Here is a 16,650-nt window from a genome sequence, read left to right as displayed (position 1 = left end):
CCACACGATAACCGTTTCATCCAACGTTGTCATGACGCGCGTCAACCCAGTGCCGTGTGCGCTCGGCCTACAATTCGGCGCTTGTCGATTCGCGGCCCGCGGCCGTGCCGGGTCGACGATCGCCACCTGATAAGACCCAGCGCCATGACACACGTTGTTACCGAAGCCTGCATCGCCTGCAAGTACACCGACTGCGTGGACGTCTGTCCCGTAGACTGCTTCCGCGAGGGCCCCAATTTTCTGGCCATCGATCCCGACGAGTGCATCGACTGCGCCGTCTGCATCCCCGAGTGCCCCGTGGGTGCCATCTACGCCGAAGAGGACGTGCCGCGTGACCAGCAGCACATGATCGCGCTCAACGCCGAGCTGGCCAAGCTGCCGACCTGGAAGAGCATCACCAAGCGCAAGGCGCCCTTGCCCGACGCAGACCAGTACAAGGACATGACGGGTAAGCTCGCGCTGCTCAAGCGCTGAGACACGCCGCCGTCGGGCTGCACGCCATGACGAACGCCGACGCCCCCATCCGCACAGACGCCGTGGTCATCGGCGCGGGCCCAGTGGGGCTGTATCAGGCGTTCCAGCTCGGGCTGCAGGAAGTAGGGGTGCATATCGTCGAAGGACTGGCGCACGCGGGCGGCCAGTGCGCCGAGCTGTATCCCGACAAATTTCTCTACGACATCCCGGGCATCCCCTCGTGCAGCGGGCAAGAGCTCACGCAGCGCTTGCTGCGCCAGCTCCAGCCGCTGCGCGTGCCGCTGCACCTGGGGCAAATCGTGTCGGGCCTGCAGCGGCTGGGCACCGACGGCCCGGCGCGCTTTGCGTTGCAAACCGACGGCGGCCTGACCTTTTGGTGCGACGCCATCGTCATCGCCGCCGGCGTCGGGGCGTTTTTGCCGCGCAAGGTGCCGCTACCGGCACTCGAACGTTGGGAAGGGCGGCAGGTGTTTTATCGGGACGTTGATCCGTCCGTCTGGGCAGGCCAGCGTGTCGTCGTCATGGGCGGCACGGATGCCGCCGTGCGCCTGGCCCTGCGCTTGGCGGAGGGCGAAGCGGCGCACGTCACGCTGTTGCACCGCACCGAGCGCTTCGACATCGACCCCGATCTGGATGCGCAGTTGCAATCCGCCATCGGCGCGGGCTGGGTGCGGTTGTGCCTGGGCCAACCGGTGGAAGTGCTCACCGACGATGAGGGACGCTTACAAGCGCTGGCCATCGCCACCGTCGACGACCAGCGCCTGACGCTGCCGCTGGATCTGCTCATGCCGCGCTTGGGGTTGCACCCGCGCCTGGGACCGATCGCCGACTGGGGGCTGGCCCTGGAGCGCAAACACCTGGTGGTGGACACAGAGGGCTTTCGCACGAGCGAGCCGGGTATTCATGCGGTGGGCGACGTCAACGCTTACCCCGGCAAGCGCAAACTCATCGTGTGCGGTTTCCACGAAGCGACGCTGGCCGCCTTTGCCATCGCACAAGCGCTGCGACCGGGTGAGCGCATCGCGCTCGAGTACACCACCACCAGCGCCCGGCTGCAGCGCCTGCTGGGGGTAGCGCCAGACTGATCAATCCAGCAGCCGCATCGGCACGGGCGCATAGCCGTGGTTGAGCGGCCCGCTGCCCTGCCCCGTGCGCACATGGGCGCCCGCGGTGATGGCGCCGCGCACCCACCCGTGCGCCGACTGCACCGCTTCCTCCAGCGTGTGCCCCAGCGCCAGATACGACGCGATCGCCGACGACAGCGTGCAGCCGGTACCGTGGCCATTGGGGCTTGCGATGCGTTCGCCGCTGAGGCGAATCCAATACGCTGCAGGCTCGCCGCGGAGTGCCAGCAGGTCGGTCACCCAGTCGCCGGGCAAGTGTCCCCCTTTGAGCAGTACCGCCGACGCACCCCGCTGCAGCAAATCGGCGGCGGCGGCTTCCAACTCGTCGACATGGGTCAAGGCACGGCCCAGCAGCAGCCCGGCTTCGTCCAGGTTGGGCGTGACCACCGTCGCGCGCGGAAACAACTGCGCCACCAAGCGTTCGATGGTCTCGGGCTCGATCAACGTGTCACCGCTGGTGGCCACCATCACCGGGTCCAGCACCACATTGGGCAACCGGTAGCGATCGATCGCCCAGGCCACCGCGTCCACGATGTCGGGTGCGTGCAACATGCCGATCTTGACCGCGTCCACCCCGATATCCTCCACCACGGCCGCGATCTGCTCTTTCAAAAACGACGCCGGTACCGCGTGAATGGCGCGTACCCCCAGCGTGTTTTGGGCCGTCAGTGCCGTGATCGCCGTCATGCCGTAGCAGCCCAATGCCGCGATGGTCTTGAGGTCGGCCTGAATGCCCGCGCCGCCGCCCGAATCGCTGCCGGCAATGGTCAACACGCGCGCGTAACGCGCCGCCTTGGGGTGAGCGAGATCGTTGAGGTGTGACATGTGTGACATTATCCGCCGCGTGGGGAGGATTGTTGTGTTCTGTCAATGGCGCGGGTTTTCCCTGGGGTACCATCGCGGATCATGACGACGTCTCCCCCCGTGCTGATTCTGGGCGCTGGCCTGATGGGCCGCTTGTTGGCGGTCACCTTGGCCCGTGCGGGCCACCGCGTGCACCTGGTCGATGCCGCCGACGGGCCGTCACAGGCCGGGGGAGCGGCCCGCATCGCCGCGGCCATGCTCGCACCGTTGGCCGAGTCCGCTGTCACCGAGCCCAACGTCGTCGCCATGGGGCGCTACGGGCTGCCACGCTGGCGCGCCCTGTGCGAAGGGCTCGACCAGCCGGTCTTTTTTCAGCAAAACGGCACGCTCATCCTGTGGCATCGGCAAGACGCCCGCGAGGCCGTTCGCTTCGAAGCCCTGCTGCGCGCCACGACCGAGCGCTTGCCGGAGCTGCCCGCGCCGCAGCCGCTCGACGCCGCCGCGCTGGCCACTGTGGAGCCCGCGGTGGCGGGCCGGTTTGCGCAAGCGCTGTATTTGCCCGAGGAAGGGCAACTCGACAACCGGCAGCTGCTCGATGCGCTGCTGGCCACACTGCGGTCGTGCGGTGTGACGGTGCAGTGGTCCACCCCGATGACGCTGGCGCAGGCCCAAGACTGGCAGCGCGACCACCCCGGCGCCTGGGTGTTGGACTGTCGCGGCCTGGGGGCCCAGGCGGATTGGCCCAGCGCCCCGGCACCAGCGGCGGGGCCGTTGCGGGGCGTGCGCGGCGAAGTCGCACGCGTGTATGCGCCCGACGTCACGTTGCAACGCCCCACGCGCCTGCTGCATCCGCGCTATCCCATCTACATCGCGCCCAAGCCCAACCACCTGTTCGTCATCGGCGCCACCGAGATCGAATCCGACGACCTCTCCCCTGCGAGCGTGCGCTCCACGCTGGAGCTGCTCAGCGCCGCCTACGCCGTCCACCCCGGCTTTGCCGAAGGCCGGGTGCTCGAACTGGGCGCACAGTGCCGCCCCACGCTGCCCGACAACCTGCCCGCCGTGGTCGAGGCGGCGCCGCGCGTGCTGCAGATCAATGGGTTGTATCGACACGGCTATCTGATCTCGCCTGCCGTGCACGATGCAGTCATCGAATACCTGCATGGTGGCACCGTGTCACTGGCCCAGCGTCTGGGCCTGCGCTTCGTGCCGGCCCGCCAAACCGCTGCCTGCTGCGAGCCATGATCGTCGTCATCAACGCCCATCCCACCGAACTGCCCGACGGCGCCACCGTGGCCGACGCCGTGGCCCGCGCGACGGCCGACCTGCCTGCCAGCGCCCCCATTGCCGTGGCCGTCAACTTGCAGTTCGTGCCGCGCGCCCAATATCCTCACACGCCCCTGCACGACGGCGACCGCATCGAAATCATCGCCCCCGTGACCGGCGGCTGACCCCCACCATGACCCCGACCCCATCGTCCGACCCCCTCATCCTCTACGGCCAAACCTTTGGCAGCCGACTCATGCTGGGCACGGCGCGTTATCCCTCGCCCGCGGTGCTGGAGCAAGCCGTCGCGCGCGCGCAGCCGTGCCTGTTGACCGCATCGCTGCGCCGCCACGGCGCGTTAGGCGCCGACGCCTCGCACGGCTTTTGGTCCCTGTTGCAGCGGCTGGGCGTGCCCGTGCTGCCCAATACCGCTGGCTGCCACAGCGTGCAAGAAGCCGTCACCACCGCCGAAATGGCGCGCGAAGTCTTCGGCACCGACTGGATCAAGCTCGAACTGATCGGTGACGACTACACCCTACAGCCCGACACGCTGCAACTCCCCACAGCGGCCGACCTGCTCATCAAGCGCGGCTTCAAGGTGCTGCCCTACTGCACCGACGACCTGGTGCTTTGCCAGCGCCTGCTGGACGTGGGCTGCCAGGCGGTCATGCCCTGGGCAGCACCCATTGGCACGGGGCTCGGCCCGATCAACCCCTACGCGCTGCGCACGCTGCGCGAGCGGCTCGACGTGCCCTTGATCGTGGACGCCGGGCTGGGTCTGCCTTCGCACGCCTGCCAGGTCATGGAGTGGGGGCTGGATGCCGTGCTGCTCAACACGGCCGTGGCGCAGGCGCAAGACCCGGTGCGCATGGCCGGCGCCTTTGCCGATGCCGTCGCCGCCGGCCGGGCCGCGTACCGTGCCGGCGCCATGCCACCGCAAGCCTCGGCCCAGCCCAGCACGCCCGTGCTGGGCACCCCCTTCTGGCACCAGGGATGACCGCCCGAATGACCGACGCGCACGCCCCCACCGCCACGCCAACGGTGGTCCATGACCCGCTGGCGGCCATGCACGCCATCGTGCGCCACCATACCGACTTGTTCATCGAGCGCGACGCGGACCCCGACGCCACGCCAGCCGATGCGACCGTGGCCGCTGTCGCCTACGCCGCCGCCCGTCGGCTGGGGTTCATCGATGCGGACGCCCGGTATGTGTCGGCCGCGTGGGCGCGGCGCTGCCAGGGCCGCCCCTTCGATCCCGCCGACTGGCCCGATGACCCGGCGGATTTTGGCTGGACACTGCCACCGACCCGGTTTGCCCCCTGCCCGCGGGAACTGGGCCTGTACGCCGTGCTGCCCGACGCTGCGTGGGTCGCGCGCCTGGCGCGCGCCGGTGTGCCCACGTTGCAACTGCGCTTCAAACACCCCGACCCCGACCGCGTGGCACATGAGGTACAGGCAGCGGTCGAGGCGGTACGCGGCCTGCCCTGTCGCCTGTTCATCAACGATCACTGGCAGCACGCCATGGCCGCAGGCGCCTACGGGGTGCACCTGGGGCAGGAAGACCTCGACACGTTGACACCAGACGACATCGCCCGGCTGCGCGACAGCGGCCTGCGGCTGGGCATCAGCACACACGGCTACGCCGAAATGGCGCGCGCCTGGGCGCTGGGCCCCAGCTACCTGGCCCTGGGTGCGGTATTCCCCACCACGCTCAAGGCCATGCCGACCGCCCCCCAAGGACCGGGGCGGCTGGCGCGCTACGCACGACTCGCCCGTGACATCCCCACCGTTGCCATCGGGGGTATCGGTCTGGCCGAGCTGCCCGCCGTGGCCGCCTCGGGCGTGGGGTCGTTCGCCGTCGTGCGCGCCCTCGTGGGCGCCCCCGACGCGCCAGCCGCCGCTGCAGAACTGATGCAGCGTTGGGCAACGTTGCGAGCGGATGCAACGCCGTAACATCGATAGGACGCCGTGCTACAATAGTTGTCTATTCCCCGATAGCTCAGTCGGTAGAGCGCCGGACTGTTAATCCGTAGGTCCCTGGTTCGAGCCCAGGTCGGGGAGCCAAAATTCCAGCACGCCAGCCCACCCATCGGTGGGCTTTTTTTATGATCCTGCACGGCCATCTGCAGTGATATCGTGGCACGTCTCGACACCGAGCGTGACACACTCCCGAGCCACCCCGCAGGGACGACCGCGTGCACATGCTCGAACGGTCGATACCCGTTCAACAACCGTCAGGAGTGTCGATGAGATTGCCCCAAGGCGTGATCGCTCTCGGCTTGGTCAGTCTGTTCATGGATCTTTCATCGGAGATGATCCACAGCCTGCTGCCCGTGTTTTTGGTGACGGTGCTGGGCGCGTCGGCGATGTCGGTGGGCATCATCGAAGGCATCGCCGAAGCCACGGCGGCGATGGCCAAAGTATTCTCCGGCGCGGTGTCCGACTGGTTCGGCCGCCGCAAACCACTGGTGCTGCTCGGCTACGGCATGGCGGCGCTGACCAAGCCGCTGTTCCCGCTCGCCAACAGCATCGGCGCCATCTTGATGGCGCGGTTTCTCGACCGCATCGGCAAGGGGATACGCGGCGCACCGCGGGACGCCCTCATCGCCGACATCACCCCAGAAGCACAGCGCGGCGCCGCCTACGGGTTGCGTCAATCGATGGATACCGTGGGGGCGTTTGCCGGTCCATTGGTGGCCATGGCCTTGATGGCGGCCAGCGGCGACAACTTTCGCCTGGTATTCTGGGTGGCGGTCGTTCCAGCCGTCTTGTGCGTGTTGATCATCGCCTTTGGCGTGGACGAGCCCGATGCCACCCGTCCAGCCGTGCAGCCGCGTTTTCCCATCACGCGCGATAGCCTCGCGCGGTTGCCTTCCCGCTACTGGTGGGTGGTGGGCTTTGCCGCCGTGCTGACGCTGGCGCGCTTCTCAGAGGCGTTTTTGCTGCTGCGCGCAGAGAATGTGGGACTCGCGGCGACCTGGGTACCGCTGATCCTGATCATCATGAACGGCGTCTACGCGGCCAGTGCCTACCCCTTTGGTCGGCTGTCCGACAGCGGCAGCCGCCGCGCGCTGCTGGTGTGGGGCGTGCTCCTGCTCATCGCCGCAGACATCACGCTCGCGTTGGCCGCCCACGTTTGGACTGTGGGGCTCGGGGCTGCGATTTGGGGCCTGCACATGGGCGCGACGCAGGGTCTGCTGTCGACGCTGGTCGCCGAGGCGGCACCTGCCGATTTGCGCGGCACCGCGTTTGGCGTTTTCAACCTGGTCAGCAGCGCGGCGCTGTTGGCCGCCAGCGTCATCGCCGGCAGCCTGTGGACCCTGGTCGGCCCTACAATGACCTTCTTCGCTGGGGCGGCGTTTTCGGCGATTGCGCTGCTGGGGCTCATTTGGCGGCGATGAGCATGGGGGCTCCGTCCCCCACCCCGGTGCGGAACTGACTGACCACCTGCTGCAGCTCGGCCGCTTGCTGGCGCAGGCTCTGGGCAGCCGCCGCCGCCTCTTCGACGAGGGCGGCGTTTTGTTGCCTGGTTTGATCGAGTTGTCCCAGCGCCGCGTTGACTTGCGCAATAAACGATCACGGATGGCTATCGTAGCCTGCCAGGTTTTCAAAGCGCGTCAGCGCGCTCAGGAAAGCCAGCTTGACCGTCCCCGTGGGCCCGTTGCGCTGCTTGCCGATGATGATCTCGGCCACACCAGGCTCTTTGCATTGGTCCTTGGTGTAGTACTCGTCGCGGTAGATGAACATGATGATGTCGGCGTCCTGCTCGATCGCGCCCGATTCGCGCAGATCGGACATCATCGGCCGCTTGTCGGTGCGCTGCTCCACGCCGCGGTTGAGCTGCGACAGCGCAATCACCGGACATTGGAGCTCTTTGGCCAACATTTTCAGGCCGCGCGAGATTTCGCCGAGTTCGGTGGCGCGGTTTTCGTCGGCGCTTTGGCTGCCGCTCATGAGCTGCAAATAGTCCACGACGATGAGCCCCAGCTTGCCGCACTGGCGCGCCAGCCGCCGCGCGTTGGCGCGCAACTCAGAAGGCGTCAGGCCCGGCGTCTCGTCGATGTAGAGCGAGATGTGGCGCAGTTTTTCGATCGCTTCGGTCAGGCGCGGCCACTCATCGGGCGTGAGCTTGCCGGTTCGCAGGTGCCCCTGGTTGATGCGACCGATCGACCCCACCACCCGCACCGCAAGCTGCGCGGCCCCCATTTCCATGGAAAACACCGCTACCGGCAGCCCCTCGTGCAGCGCCACGTGTTCGGCGATGTTGATGGCAAACGCCGTCTTGCCCATGCTGGGGCGCGCGGCGATGATGATCAGGTCGCCCGGCTGCAGGCCAGCGGTCATGCGATCGAGGTCGATGAAGCCGGTGGGCACCCCCGTGATGTCGTTGGGGTTGTCGGCCATCTCCTGCACGCGATCGAGCAGCTCGACGACCAGCTTGTCCATCGACTGAAAGCCCTGCTTCATGCGGCTGCCTTCTTCGCCGATGGAGAGGATTTTTTGCTCCGCTTCGTCCAGAATGGTGGCCACCGGCTTGCCGCGCGGGGCAAAGGCTTGGGAGGCGATCTCGTCGCTGGCGGCGATGAGTTTGCGAAGGATGGCGCGCTCGCGCACGATCTCCGCGTAGCGGCGGATGTTGGCGGCGCTGGGCACGAACTGGGCCAACTGGTTGAGGTACGCCAGCCCCCCTACGTCGTCGGCGCGGCCCAGGCTGGCCAGGTGCTCAAAGACGGTGATGACGTCCGCCGGTTTGCCGCCGTTGATGAGGGCGGCGATGGCGGCAAAGATGCGCTGGTGCTCGGGCCGGTAAAAGTCGGTCTCGGTCACCAGATCGGCCACCCGGTCCCAGGCGGCATTGTCCAGCAGCAATCCGCCCAGCACGCTGGACTCGGCCTCCAGCGAGTGCGGCGGCACGCGCAGCTGGCTGAGCTGCGGGTCGTCGATCAGGGGCACCGTGGGGTCGGTGACGGGGGGCAGGCGGGTCGGTTCGTCAAGCATCAGGGGCAATTGTGGCAGCAATGCTGGCTCCGCCACCGCTTAGCCACTGCGCCAAGTACGCCGATGCCGGCTGCGGCCGCCCCAGGTGGTAACCCTGCAGGCGACTGCATCCGAGTGCCAGCAGATGCTCGCGCTGCGCGGGCGTCTCCACCCCTTCGGCCACCACCTGCAAGCCAAAGTTGCGCGCCACCCCGAGCATGGCACTGACGATGGCCGTGTCGTTGGCGTCGTTGGGCAGACCATCGACGAAAGCGCGGTCGATTTTGAGCTCGTGCAGCGGCAACTGCTTGAGGTACGCCAGCGACGAATAGCCAGTGCCAAAGTCGTCCACCGACAGTTTGACGCCCGTGCGGTGCAACGCGTGCAGCTTGCCGACCACCTGGTCGGTGTCGGTCAGCAGCAGGCTTTCGGTGATCTCCAGCGTCAGCCGCGACGCGATCGGGCCGTGCTGGCGTAGCCGCTCCTGCAGACGGGGCACGAAGTCCGGCTCATGGATCTGGCGCGCGCTGACGTTGACGCTGATTTCGATGGCCAAACCCGCCGCGTCGAGCTCGCGCAGCAGCGCACACGCCTGCTCCAGCACCCAGTCGCCGATGGGCACGATGAGCCCCGTCTCTTCGGCCAGGGGGATGAACGCGCCAGGCGGCACCAGTCCTTGCTGCGGGTGGCGCCAGCGCAACAACGCCTCGGCCGCCACGACGCGGCCCGCCGCATCGCACTGCGGCTGCAAAAAGACTTCCAATTCGCCCCGCGCCAACGCCTCGTGCAAATCGTTTTCCAGGTGCAGGCGCTGGCTCGCGGCGGCTTGCATGGCCGGGTCGAAAAAACGCACCCGGTCACGCCCGGCGTCTTTGGCCGCGTGCATGGCCGCTTCGGCCGAGGCGAGCACGTCTTCCACCGGGCGCTGCCGGTCGGGAAAGAGTGCAATGCCCACGCTGGCCGAGACGTGATAGGGCACGCCGTCGACATCAATGGGAATTTGCAGCGCCTTCCGCAGCTGATCGGCCAGCTCGTGCGCATGGCTGCCCGCCGTCGCTGCGTCACCCGGCAGATCCGTCAGCAACACCACGAATTCGTCACTGCCCAGGCGGGCCAGCGTGTCGGCGCTGCGCAGCCGGCTGCGCAGGCGTTGCGCGACTTGCCGCAGCAGCGCGTCGCCCACCGCGTGGCCGCGCGAGTCGTTGATGTGCTTGAAGCGGTCCAGGTCGATGAACAGCAGCGCCCCGCGCTGGTCGTTGCGGCGGGCCAGCGCCTCGGCCTGCTGCAAGCGGTCGAGCAACAGGCGGCGGTTGGGCAACCCCGTCAAGGCGTCGTAGAAAGCCAGGTTGATGATTTCGGCCTGGGCTGCCTTGCGCTCCGAAATGTCGAACAGCGTGCCGGTGATGCGGCGCACGCCACCGTGCGCGTCGCGCTCGGTGATGCGCCCGCGCGAGGTCACCCAACGCCAGCCGCCGTTGGACTGGCGTACACGGTACTCGGCCTCGTAGTGCGGCGTCGCGCCTGCGCAGTGGGTGACGTACAGGTGCTCGACGACGGCGCGGTCTTCCGGGTGGATGCGGTCCACCCACTCGTCGCGGCAGATCGCTTGCCGACCCGACTCGAACCCCAGCAGCGTGCCTGCGCGCGCGTCCAATACGACGCGATCGTCATCGACGAAATGGTCCCACAGCCCGAGGGCCGCCGCCTCCAGCGCTAGCGCCAGACGCGCACGGCTGTCCTCCAGCGTGCTGCGCAGGCGGTACGCTTCCGACACATCGTGAAACACCATCACCACCCCGACCAGTTCGCCGCTGGCGTCGCGGATGGGCGCGGCGCTGTCGGCGATGTGGCGCCGGGTGCCATCGCGCGCGATCAGCTCCGTGTGGTTGGCCAACCCGACGATGCGACCGCACTCCAACACGCGCGCCACCGGCAGATCGACCGGCTCGCCGGTTAGCGCGTTGGCGATGTGCATGATCTCGGTCACCGGCCGCCCGATGGCCTCCTCTGCCGTCCAGCCGGTGAGTGCCTGCGCGATGGGGTTGAGGTAGGTCACGCGCATGGCGCGGTCGGTGGCCACCAGCCCGTCGCCGATCGAGTGCAGGATGGCATTGACGCGGTTTTCGCTGACCACCAGGGCCTGCACCGCCTCGTCGATGCGAGCGGCCATCTCATTGAAGGCCTGCCCGAGTTGCCCGATTTCGTCGCGGCCCAAATCGTGCACACGGACCCGATAGTCCCCGCTCGCCAGCGCGTGGGTGGCTTGCTGCAAGGTCTGCAGCCGCAGGCCCACGTGCTGCCCCCAGCCGCGAAACAGCCACACCGCCAGCGCGACCCCAGCCGCCACGGCCACCAGCACGCCCCCCAGCAGCATGTGCAGCAGCACCTGGAATGGTGCCGGGTTGAGCGACAGCCGCACCTCACCAAACTGCAAGCTGCCCTGCGCCAGCGGCACTGACAGTGTGTGCGCAAACGGCACCCGCATCAAAGCCCCGGATGCCCGCTCGTCGACGACGACGCACCCACCGTGGTCGAGCACGGCAATGGCATCGATCGCTTCGCTGCGCATCAACTCGCGCACCACCTCGGCAATCCTGGCGTAGTCACGCTCGATCATGGGCGCGGTCAGCGCCGCCACGACCATGGGGCGCAGCGCCGCCTCTTCGGCGGCCAGTAGGCGCTGGTTGGCGCGATCCGCCACGCCCATGCCCGCCACGGTCGCCACCAGCAGCACCGCCAGCGCGCTCAGCGCCGTGAGCCACGCGAGCTGGACGCGAAACGGTCGGTCATCGATACGCTGCAACCACCACGCACGCCAGCGGCTGGCCCAACGGAGCAAAGACGGCGTCGTCATGAGAGGCGATAGTATTCGACGACGTAGGGGTCGAGCATGCGCAGGTCGTCGTCGGTGGCGGGCACGAGGCCGCCATGCCCCAAGGTGCGGATGAAGCCCCGGCCCTCCTCGGTCTGGGCGAAGGCGAGCAAGGCCTGTGTCAACGCCGGTGCGCGCGCTCGCCAACGGGGCGCGGCGTGATACACGACCGCCGACAACCCCTTGGGCAGGGGCATGAGCACCCGTACGCGCTGCACGAGCAGCGGATCGACCTGGATCAGGGTGGTCGCCGAAACGATGGCCGCCGCGGCATCGCCCACCAACACGCGGTGCAACGAGTTGGCGTGCGACCCCGAGATGGTCAGACCATAGTCGCGGTCCACGACCAACCCCACATCGCGCAGCCCGCGCGTGCCCAACACGGTCAGCGCCGCCAACCGGTCGGTGACGGCGACCGTGCGCCCGCGCACCTGCGCCACGTCTTGCACCGCCCCGTCACGCGCCACCACCAGCAGCGGCTCCAGCGGCACCTGGGTGCGCACCAATGGCACATGGCCCAGCTCGCGCTGGGCCAGCCGCGCCAAAAACAGCGAATCCGCCACCACGTCGTACGCGCCTGCGCGCAGGCGCTGCACATGCGTTGCATAGTCGCGGGCACTCGAGATGTCCACACGCCGCTCTAGCACCGACTGCACCACGGGTGCCAGCGGAGCGTAGAGCGCGACCAAGCGCTGGGCAGGCAAATAGGGCACGATGCCCAACGTCAGGGACGGGTTGCCCTGTGCCCGTATCGCGGGGGCGGCCGCCATCAGCGCGGCGACCGCTGCCGCCTGAGATAGGGTACGCCGACGACGGTCGATCACGGGTTCATGCACGGTCGCGGCCTCCTGTCGCGCGCGTATTGGGCCATGGCTGGGGATGTCTCGTGCCGCAGCCGCTGACGGCTCTCGTCACCAACCCCTTTTTTACCACACCCGCGGACTGAAGTCGGGGGCGTTGCGCAGCGCCACCGTCTCGCCCGACTGCGCTAACACCCAGAGCCCCGCAGTCTGTGCCGCCTCGACCGCATCCTCATCGACCACCATCCCAGCCACTGCGCCATGAATGCGCATGTCAGCATATTTGGGCAGCAGCCGCTTGAATTTGTTCATCCGTTCAACATGCCGCTCGACTTCCTCTTTGGTCAAGCGGCTTTTGCACTCGACCGCGACCGCGGTGTCGCCGTCGACCACCAAGAGGTCGATCTCGATCGCCTCGCCACCCCGACGCGAGGTCACGCGGCGATGGACCTCGCTGACATCGAGCCCGCGCGCCCGAAAGAGGTCCACCAGTGCAGGCTCGACCATCGCCTCGACGAACTCGCCCAGGCGGTTGCCCAGGTCGCCAAAGCGGCGTGAGAGGCGATCGAGTAGCTCGCGCGTCTCTTGGAACTTGCGGTCGGTTTCTTCCGAACGCTCTTTGAGCAGACGTTCGGTCTCCTGGAACTTGCGGTCGCTTTCCCGGAACCTGCGGTCCGTCTCACGAAAGAGGGCTTTGATCTCTTCCCAGCTCATCTCGCCAGCCGTTGCGCCCATGGGTCATCCTTTGCAATTTCCGGCCCGTATTATGGGGCCAGCCACGCAAAGACGTCACACTCTTGGGCGGCGGGAGCAGCCATGTGAACTGCCTGCCCGTCGGGCGCCGAGTCCTTAGCGCTCACGAGACTTTGTCGCAGCGGTTCAAACGACGGGGAGGGATTTTCGCAACGGGGCATGCCATGTCGGACGGCGTATTTATTGCCCCCATTGGTAGGCGCGATTGGACTCGAACCAACGACCCCCACCATGTCAAGGTGGTGCTCTAACCAGCTGAGCTACGCGCCTATCGTCGTCAACCATCGCATCGATGCGTCGACAGAACCGAGAGTATAGCGCAAAAACGGGCCTTCACCGGGCATGCGTCAACGTCGCCAGACTTTTTGCACGCCAGCGACGTCCGACAGCACGGCCATGACCCGGCTGACCCGGGTGGCGTCGCTGACCTCGACGGTAAACGTCATCCACGCCACCCCCTTGACCGACTGCGTCTGCACACCGATGACGTTGATCTTCTCGCGCGCGAACGCTTCTGAAATATCGCGCAGCAGGCCCTGGCGATCCAGGGCTTGCACGCCCACATCCACCGCGTAGGTGGGCGCGTGGGGCCCCGTGGATACCGCGCCTGACCACGCGACCTCGATGACCCGCCCGGGCTGTCGCCGCGCGAGTGCCTGAAAGTCGGGACAGTCGGCGCGATGGACGCTCACGCCCTTGCCGCGCGTCACAAACCCGCGGATTTCATCGGGTGGCGCGGGCTTGCAGCAGCGCGCCAGCGTCGTCATCAGCGAGCCCACGCCCATCACCAGCACCCCGCCTTGGGGCCCGGCGGTGCCGCTGCGCGCCTTTTTGAGCGGCAAGGTCTCGGGTGGCGCCACCGGCTCGGCCGGATGCAGGGCCTGCTCGACGGCGCGCAGGGTGAGCGCTTCTTTGCCCACGGCCTCGAACAGCGCATCCGGGCTATCGAATCCCAACGCGAGGGCCAACTCCTCCAACTTGACGGCGGTTTTGCCCTCGCGCTGCAACAGCCGCTCGACCTGCTCGCGCCCGCGCGCGATGTTGTCGGCCGCCGCCTGCGCATTGAACCAGGCGCGCACCTTGGCCTTGGCGCGGTGGCTGACCAGGTAGCCCGCCTCGGGGTTGAGCCAGTCGCGCGACGGTCCGCCCTCTTTGGCAGCGATGATCTCCACCGTCTGCCCATTGGCCAAGGGGGTGTTGAGCGGCACCATCTGCCCGTCCACGCGCGCACCCCGGCAGCGGTGGCCCAGGTCGGTGTGCACGGCGTAGGCGAAGTCGACCGGTGTCGCACCCTGCGGCAGCTCGACGATCGCCGCCTGCGGCGTCAGCACGTAGATGTGATCGTCGAACAAGCCGTGCGACAGGCCGCTCAAGTCGCGCTGCCACGCCAGCAGCTGGCGCAGCACGGCAATCTTGGCATCGTAGGACGAGGCGGCCGTCACGCCCGCGTACCCTTTGGTGCCGGCCTCTTTGTACGCCCAGTGGGCGGCCACGCCGTGTTCGGCGTGCTCGTGCATGGCGCGGGTGCGGATCTGGATTTCGAACGCGCGGCCCTGCTCGTCGCGCACCACGGTGTGCAGCGACTGGTAGCCGTTGGGCTTGGGCCGCGCGATGTAGTCGTCGAACTCCTCGGGCACGGGCTGAAAATGCTCATGCACCCAGGCCAGCACGCGGTAGCACTCATCGACCGTCTCGACGATCACGCGCAGCGCCCGCAAGTCATACAACTGGTCGAACGCCAGCCCCTTGCCGCGCATCTTTTTGACGATGCTGTAGATGTGCTTGGGGCGACCTTGCACTTGCGCCTGCAAGCCAAGCGCCGCCAGTTCGCGCTCTAGGTATTGGCGCACCTGCTCGACATGGCTTTCGCGCTCGACGCGCTTTTCGTCGAGCAAGCGGGCGATTTCTTTGTAGGTATCTGGCTCCAGAAAGCGAAATGCCAGGTCTTCCAGTTCCCACTTGAGCGGCCAGATGCCCAGTCGGTTGGCCAGCGGCGCAAACACGTGCAGCGACTCCGCGGCCAGCGCGGGGCTGGGCGGCTGCCGGGTCGCGGCGCAGTAGCGCAAGGTCTGCAAGCGCGAGGCCAGCCGCAGCAGCACCACACGCAGGTCGCGCGAGAATGCCAGCAGCATCTTGCGCACGTTTTCGGTCTGCGCTGCGGCGAGCGCCGAGGGTGCGCCACGCCCCGATCCCGACGGGGTGCCCGCCTCCGCGGCGCTGGCCCGTGCGCGAGCCTGGCGCTGCAACTGGATCAGCTTGCTGGTCTCGATGGCCACGTCGGCGTTGGCGGCGCCAAAGGCCTTGGCGATCATCTCGCGCGGGCGCGCCAGAAACGGGCTGGCATAGACCAGGTAGACGCAAGCCTGTAGGTCGGGCGTGCCGCCGATGCGCTCCAAAATCTGCACCACGGCGTCGGCGTGGGCCAGCACGGGCTCGCCCGTGTCGAGCACCTCGCCGCTGAGCAGCGGCTCGGCGAATGCGCGCGCCCGCGGCAAGGTGCGCCCATCGTCCGCGCTGGGTCCCCCCAATGCAGCAGTGATCGCCGTTGCCTCGGCCTGAGCCGGGCCATGGGCTTGGCTGTGGCTGATCATGGCGCGAGCAAAAAGTCCGCCACCACTTGCACCTGCTCTGGCTGCACCAGCGTCGGCGCGTGCCCCACACCCTCGAACTCCACCAAGCGTGCACGCGGCCCGCGCAGGGTCATCGCCAGCGCCGTCTCACGCGACAGCAGGTCTGACTCAGCCCCACGCAGCAGCAGGGTCGGGCAGGTGATGGCGTCATACATCGCCCACAAGGCCGCCTCGCCGGCCTGCCGGGCGCTGTCCTGCCACTGGGTGGCTTGCGAATCTGCCGCCTGCGCCGCACGCTGGGCCTCGAGCATGGCGCGAAACGGCACCGCGATCGCGGGGTCGTAATGCAGTGTCCAACCGCCTTCGACCGGTCGCAGCATCGGGCGCGTCAGCGCCAGCCACTGCTCGGGCGTGTGCGGCCCGAACGAGCGCGAAATCTGCCACAGGGCGTCGGCAGCCGCCTGCTCGCTGGGAAAGACCGGCTGCACGCCCACGTACTGCGCGATGCGCTCGAGCGACTGGGGCTCGATGACCGGCCCGACGTCGTTGAGCACCAGCCGCCGCAAGCCGATGGCGGGCTGCGACGCCAACGCCATACCGATCAAGCCGCCCATGCTGGTGCCCACCCAGTCGATGCCCAGCGCGTACGGTTCGGCCGTTCCCGTGGCGGCGGCGTGGCGTTGCCGCAGATGCGCCAGCAGCACCGCCAGATCGTTGACATAGGTCGGTATCTGGTAGGCCATCGGGTCTTCGAGCCAGTCGCTGTGTCCGCGCCCAGCCACGTCCACACACACCACGGCAGCATGGGGCGCCAGCACCCGCGCCAACACGTCGAAATCGCGCGCCTGCCGTGTCAGCCCATGGACGCACACCACGACATGCCCCGGCTCCGCGGTGCCGGTGGCATTCCATTCCCACCAAGCGATGCGGCGCGGTCCGCCGTGTTTGGCCCTCGGTCCCGGGACGACCAAGTGATGCAGCGTCGGTTCCATATCGTTGTTCGTGTGTGA

General features: G+C 67.8%; 14 protein-coding genes and 2 tRNA genes. 8 read left to right on the top strand and 8 right to left on the bottom strand.

Going from position 1 to position 16,650, the window contains the following annotated elements:
- The first annotated feature begins 144 nt into the window (after positions 1 to 144).
- Both fdxA and ACPP3B_RS11660 read left to right on the top strand, forming a co-directional pair.
- Complete coding sequence (gene fdxA / locus ACPP3B_RS11665; RefSeq protein WP_299019248.1) at positions 145 to 474, top strand: ferredoxin FdxA; 330 nt, start codon at positions 145 to 147, stop codon at positions 472 to 474.
- 26 nt (positions 475 to 500) lie between these two features.
- The gene (locus ACPP3B_RS11660; protein ID WP_424859085.1) at positions 501 to 1,559 is read left to right on the top strand and encodes an NAD(P)/FAD-dependent oxidoreductase; all 1,059 of its coding nucleotides are present in this window, start codon (positions 501 to 503) and stop codon (positions 1,557 to 1,559) included.
- On the opposite strand, the gene thiD is transcribed toward ACPP3B_RS11660, so the two are convergent.
- Positions 1,560 to 2,423, bottom strand: a complete 864-nt coding sequence (gene thiD, locus ACPP3B_RS11655; protein WP_424859084.1) for a bifunctional hydroxymethylpyrimidine kinase/phosphomethylpyrimidine kinase — start codon at positions 2,421 to 2,423, stop codon at positions 1,560 to 1,562.
- Between the two features lie 81 nt (positions 2,424 to 2,504).
- Here thiD and ACPP3B_RS11650 point away from each other — a divergent pair, with 81 nt between their 5' ends.
- The 6 genes from ACPP3B_RS11650 (at position 2,505) to ACPP3B_RS11625 (ending at position 7,069) form a co-directional block, all read left to right on the top strand.
- Complete coding sequence (locus ACPP3B_RS11650; RefSeq protein WP_424859083.1) at positions 2,505 to 3,647, top strand: FAD-dependent oxidoreductase; 1,143 nt, start codon at positions 2,505 to 2,507, stop codon at positions 3,645 to 3,647.
- Positions 3,644 to 3,853, top strand: coding sequence for a sulfur carrier protein ThiS (gene thiS, locus ACPP3B_RS11645; protein ID WP_424859082.1), 210 nt, complete (start codon positions 3,644 to 3,646; stop codon positions 3,851 to 3,853). The genes ACPP3B_RS11650 and thiS overlap by 4 nt, the downstream gene beginning before the upstream one ends.
- Before the next feature lie 8 nt (positions 3,854 to 3,861).
- Positions 3,862 to 4,665 carry a thiazole synthase gene (locus tag ACPP3B_RS11640; RefSeq protein ID WP_299022248.1) on the top strand — a complete coding sequence of 268 codons (804 nt, stop codon included), beginning with the start codon at positions 3,862 to 3,864 and terminating at the stop codon, positions 4,663 to 4,665.
- Positions 4,666 to 4,673: 8 nt separating this feature from the next.
- Positions 4,674 to 5,621 (top strand): thiamine phosphate synthase, encoded by a 948-nt coding sequence (locus tag ACPP3B_RS11635; RefSeq protein WP_424860188.1) that lies wholly within the window; start codon positions 4,674 to 4,676, stop codon positions 5,619 to 5,621.
- A gap of 35 nt (positions 5,622 to 5,656) precedes the next feature.
- Positions 5,657 to 5,732, top strand: a tRNA-Asn gene (locus ACPP3B_RS11630).
- A gap of 182 nt (positions 5,733 to 5,914) precedes the next feature.
- Complete coding sequence (locus tag ACPP3B_RS11625) at positions 5,915 to 7,069, top strand: MFS transporter (protein WP_424859081.1); 1,155 nt, start codon at positions 5,915 to 5,917, stop codon at positions 7,067 to 7,069.
- 175 nt (positions 7,070 to 7,244) lie between these two features.
- Here ACPP3B_RS11625 and dnaB read toward each other — a convergent pair whose 3' ends face one another.
- From dnaB to ACPP3B_RS11590, 7 genes are all read right to left on the bottom strand, one after another.
- The gene (gene dnaB, locus ACPP3B_RS11620; protein WP_424859080.1) at positions 7,245 to 8,666 is read right to left on the bottom strand and encodes a replicative DNA helicase; all 1,422 of its coding nucleotides are present in this window, start codon (positions 8,664 to 8,666) and stop codon (positions 7,245 to 7,247) included.
- Complete coding sequence (locus ACPP3B_RS11615) at positions 8,659 to 11,499, bottom strand: EAL domain-containing protein (RefSeq protein ID WP_424859079.1); 2,841 nt, start codon at positions 11,497 to 11,499, stop codon at positions 8,659 to 8,661. Before ACPP3B_RS11615 ends, dnaB begins: the two co-directional genes overlap by 8 nt.
- Complete coding sequence (locus ACPP3B_RS11610) at positions 11,496 to 12,353, bottom strand: phosphate/phosphite/phosphonate ABC transporter substrate-binding protein (protein ID WP_424859078.1); 858 nt, start codon at positions 12,351 to 12,353, stop codon at positions 11,496 to 11,498. The genes ACPP3B_RS11615 and ACPP3B_RS11610 overlap by 4 nt, the downstream gene beginning before the upstream one ends.
- 90 nt (positions 12,354 to 12,443) lie before the next feature.
- A complete protein-coding gene (locus tag ACPP3B_RS11605; protein ID WP_424859077.1) occupies positions 12,444 to 13,052 on the bottom strand; it encodes a hypothetical protein in 609 nt (202 codons plus the stop codon).
- A 211-nt stretch (positions 13,053 to 13,263) separates the two neighbouring features.
- Positions 13,264 to 13,340, bottom strand: a tRNA-Val gene (locus tag ACPP3B_RS11600).
- A gap of 77 nt (positions 13,341 to 13,417) precedes the next feature.
- On the bottom strand, positions 13,418 to 15,661 hold the full coding sequence (locus ACPP3B_RS11595) for a RelA/SpoT family protein (protein WP_424859076.1): 2,244 nt from the start codon (positions 15,659 to 15,661) through the stop codon (positions 13,418 to 13,420).
- On the bottom strand, positions 15,658 to 16,632 hold the full coding sequence (locus ACPP3B_RS11590) for an alpha/beta fold hydrolase (RefSeq protein ID WP_299021445.1): 975 nt from the start codon (positions 16,630 to 16,632) through the stop codon (positions 15,658 to 15,660). Before ACPP3B_RS11590 ends, ACPP3B_RS11595 begins: the two co-directional genes overlap by 4 nt.
- Positions 16,633 to 16,650: the final 18 nt, after the last annotated feature.

This window comes from Tepidimonas sp. HKU77, assembly GCF_049728535.1.
Taxonomy (GTDB): Bacteria; Pseudomonadota; Gammaproteobacteria; order Burkholderiales; family Burkholderiaceae_C; genus Tepidimonas.
Note: the sequence above shows the minus strand (reverse complement) of the source record. Positions and strands in the feature narration are given on the sequence as shown.

Excerpts from the sequence above, each read along its gene's own strand:
- fdxA (WP_299019248.1), top strand. The coding sequence starts at position 145 with ATGACACACGTTGTTACCGAAGCCTGCATCGCCTGCAAGTACACCGAC.
- ACPP3B_RS11660 (WP_424859085.1), top strand. The coding sequence starts at position 501 with ATGACGAACGCCGACGCCCCCATCCGCACAGACGCCGTGGTCATCGGC.
- thiD (WP_424859084.1), bottom strand. The coding sequence starts at position 2,423 with ATGTCACACCTCAACGATCTCGCTCACCCCAAGGCGGCGCGTTACGCG.
- ACPP3B_RS11650 (WP_424859083.1), top strand. The coding sequence starts at position 2,505 with ATGACGACGTCTCCCCCCGTGCTGATTCTGGGCGCTGGCCTGATGGGC.
- thiS (WP_424859082.1), top strand. The coding sequence starts at position 3,644 with ATGATCGTCGTCATCAACGCCCATCCCACCGAACTGCCCGACGGCGCC.
- ACPP3B_RS11640 (WP_299022248.1), top strand. The coding sequence starts at position 3,862 with ATGACCCCGACCCCATCGTCCGACCCCCTCATCCTCTACGGCCAAACC.
- ACPP3B_RS11635 (WP_424860188.1), top strand. The coding sequence starts at position 4,674 with ATGACCGACGCGCACGCCCCCACCGCCACGCCAACGGTGGTCCATGAC.
- ACPP3B_RS11625 (WP_424859081.1), top strand. The coding sequence starts at position 5,915 with ATGAGATTGCCCCAAGGCGTGATCGCTCTCGGCTTGGTCAGTCTGTTC.
- dnaB (WP_424859080.1), bottom strand. The coding sequence starts at position 8,666 with ATGCTTGACGAACCGACCCGCCTGCCCCCCGTCACCGACCCCACGGTG.
- ACPP3B_RS11615 (WP_424859079.1), bottom strand. The coding sequence starts at position 11,499 with ATGACGACGCCGTCTTTGCTCCGTTGGGCCAGCCGCTGGCGTGCGTGG.
- ACPP3B_RS11605 (WP_424859077.1), bottom strand. The coding sequence starts at position 13,052 with ATGGGCGCAACGGCTGGCGAGATGAGCTGGGAAGAGATCAAAGCCCTC.
- ACPP3B_RS11595 (WP_424859076.1), bottom strand. The coding sequence starts at position 15,661 with ATGATCAGCCACAGCCAAGCCCATGGCCCGGCTCAGGCCGAGGCAACG.
- ACPP3B_RS11590 (WP_299021445.1), bottom strand. The coding sequence starts at position 16,632 with ATGGAACCGACGCTGCATCACTTGGTCGTCCCGGGACCGAGGGCCAAA.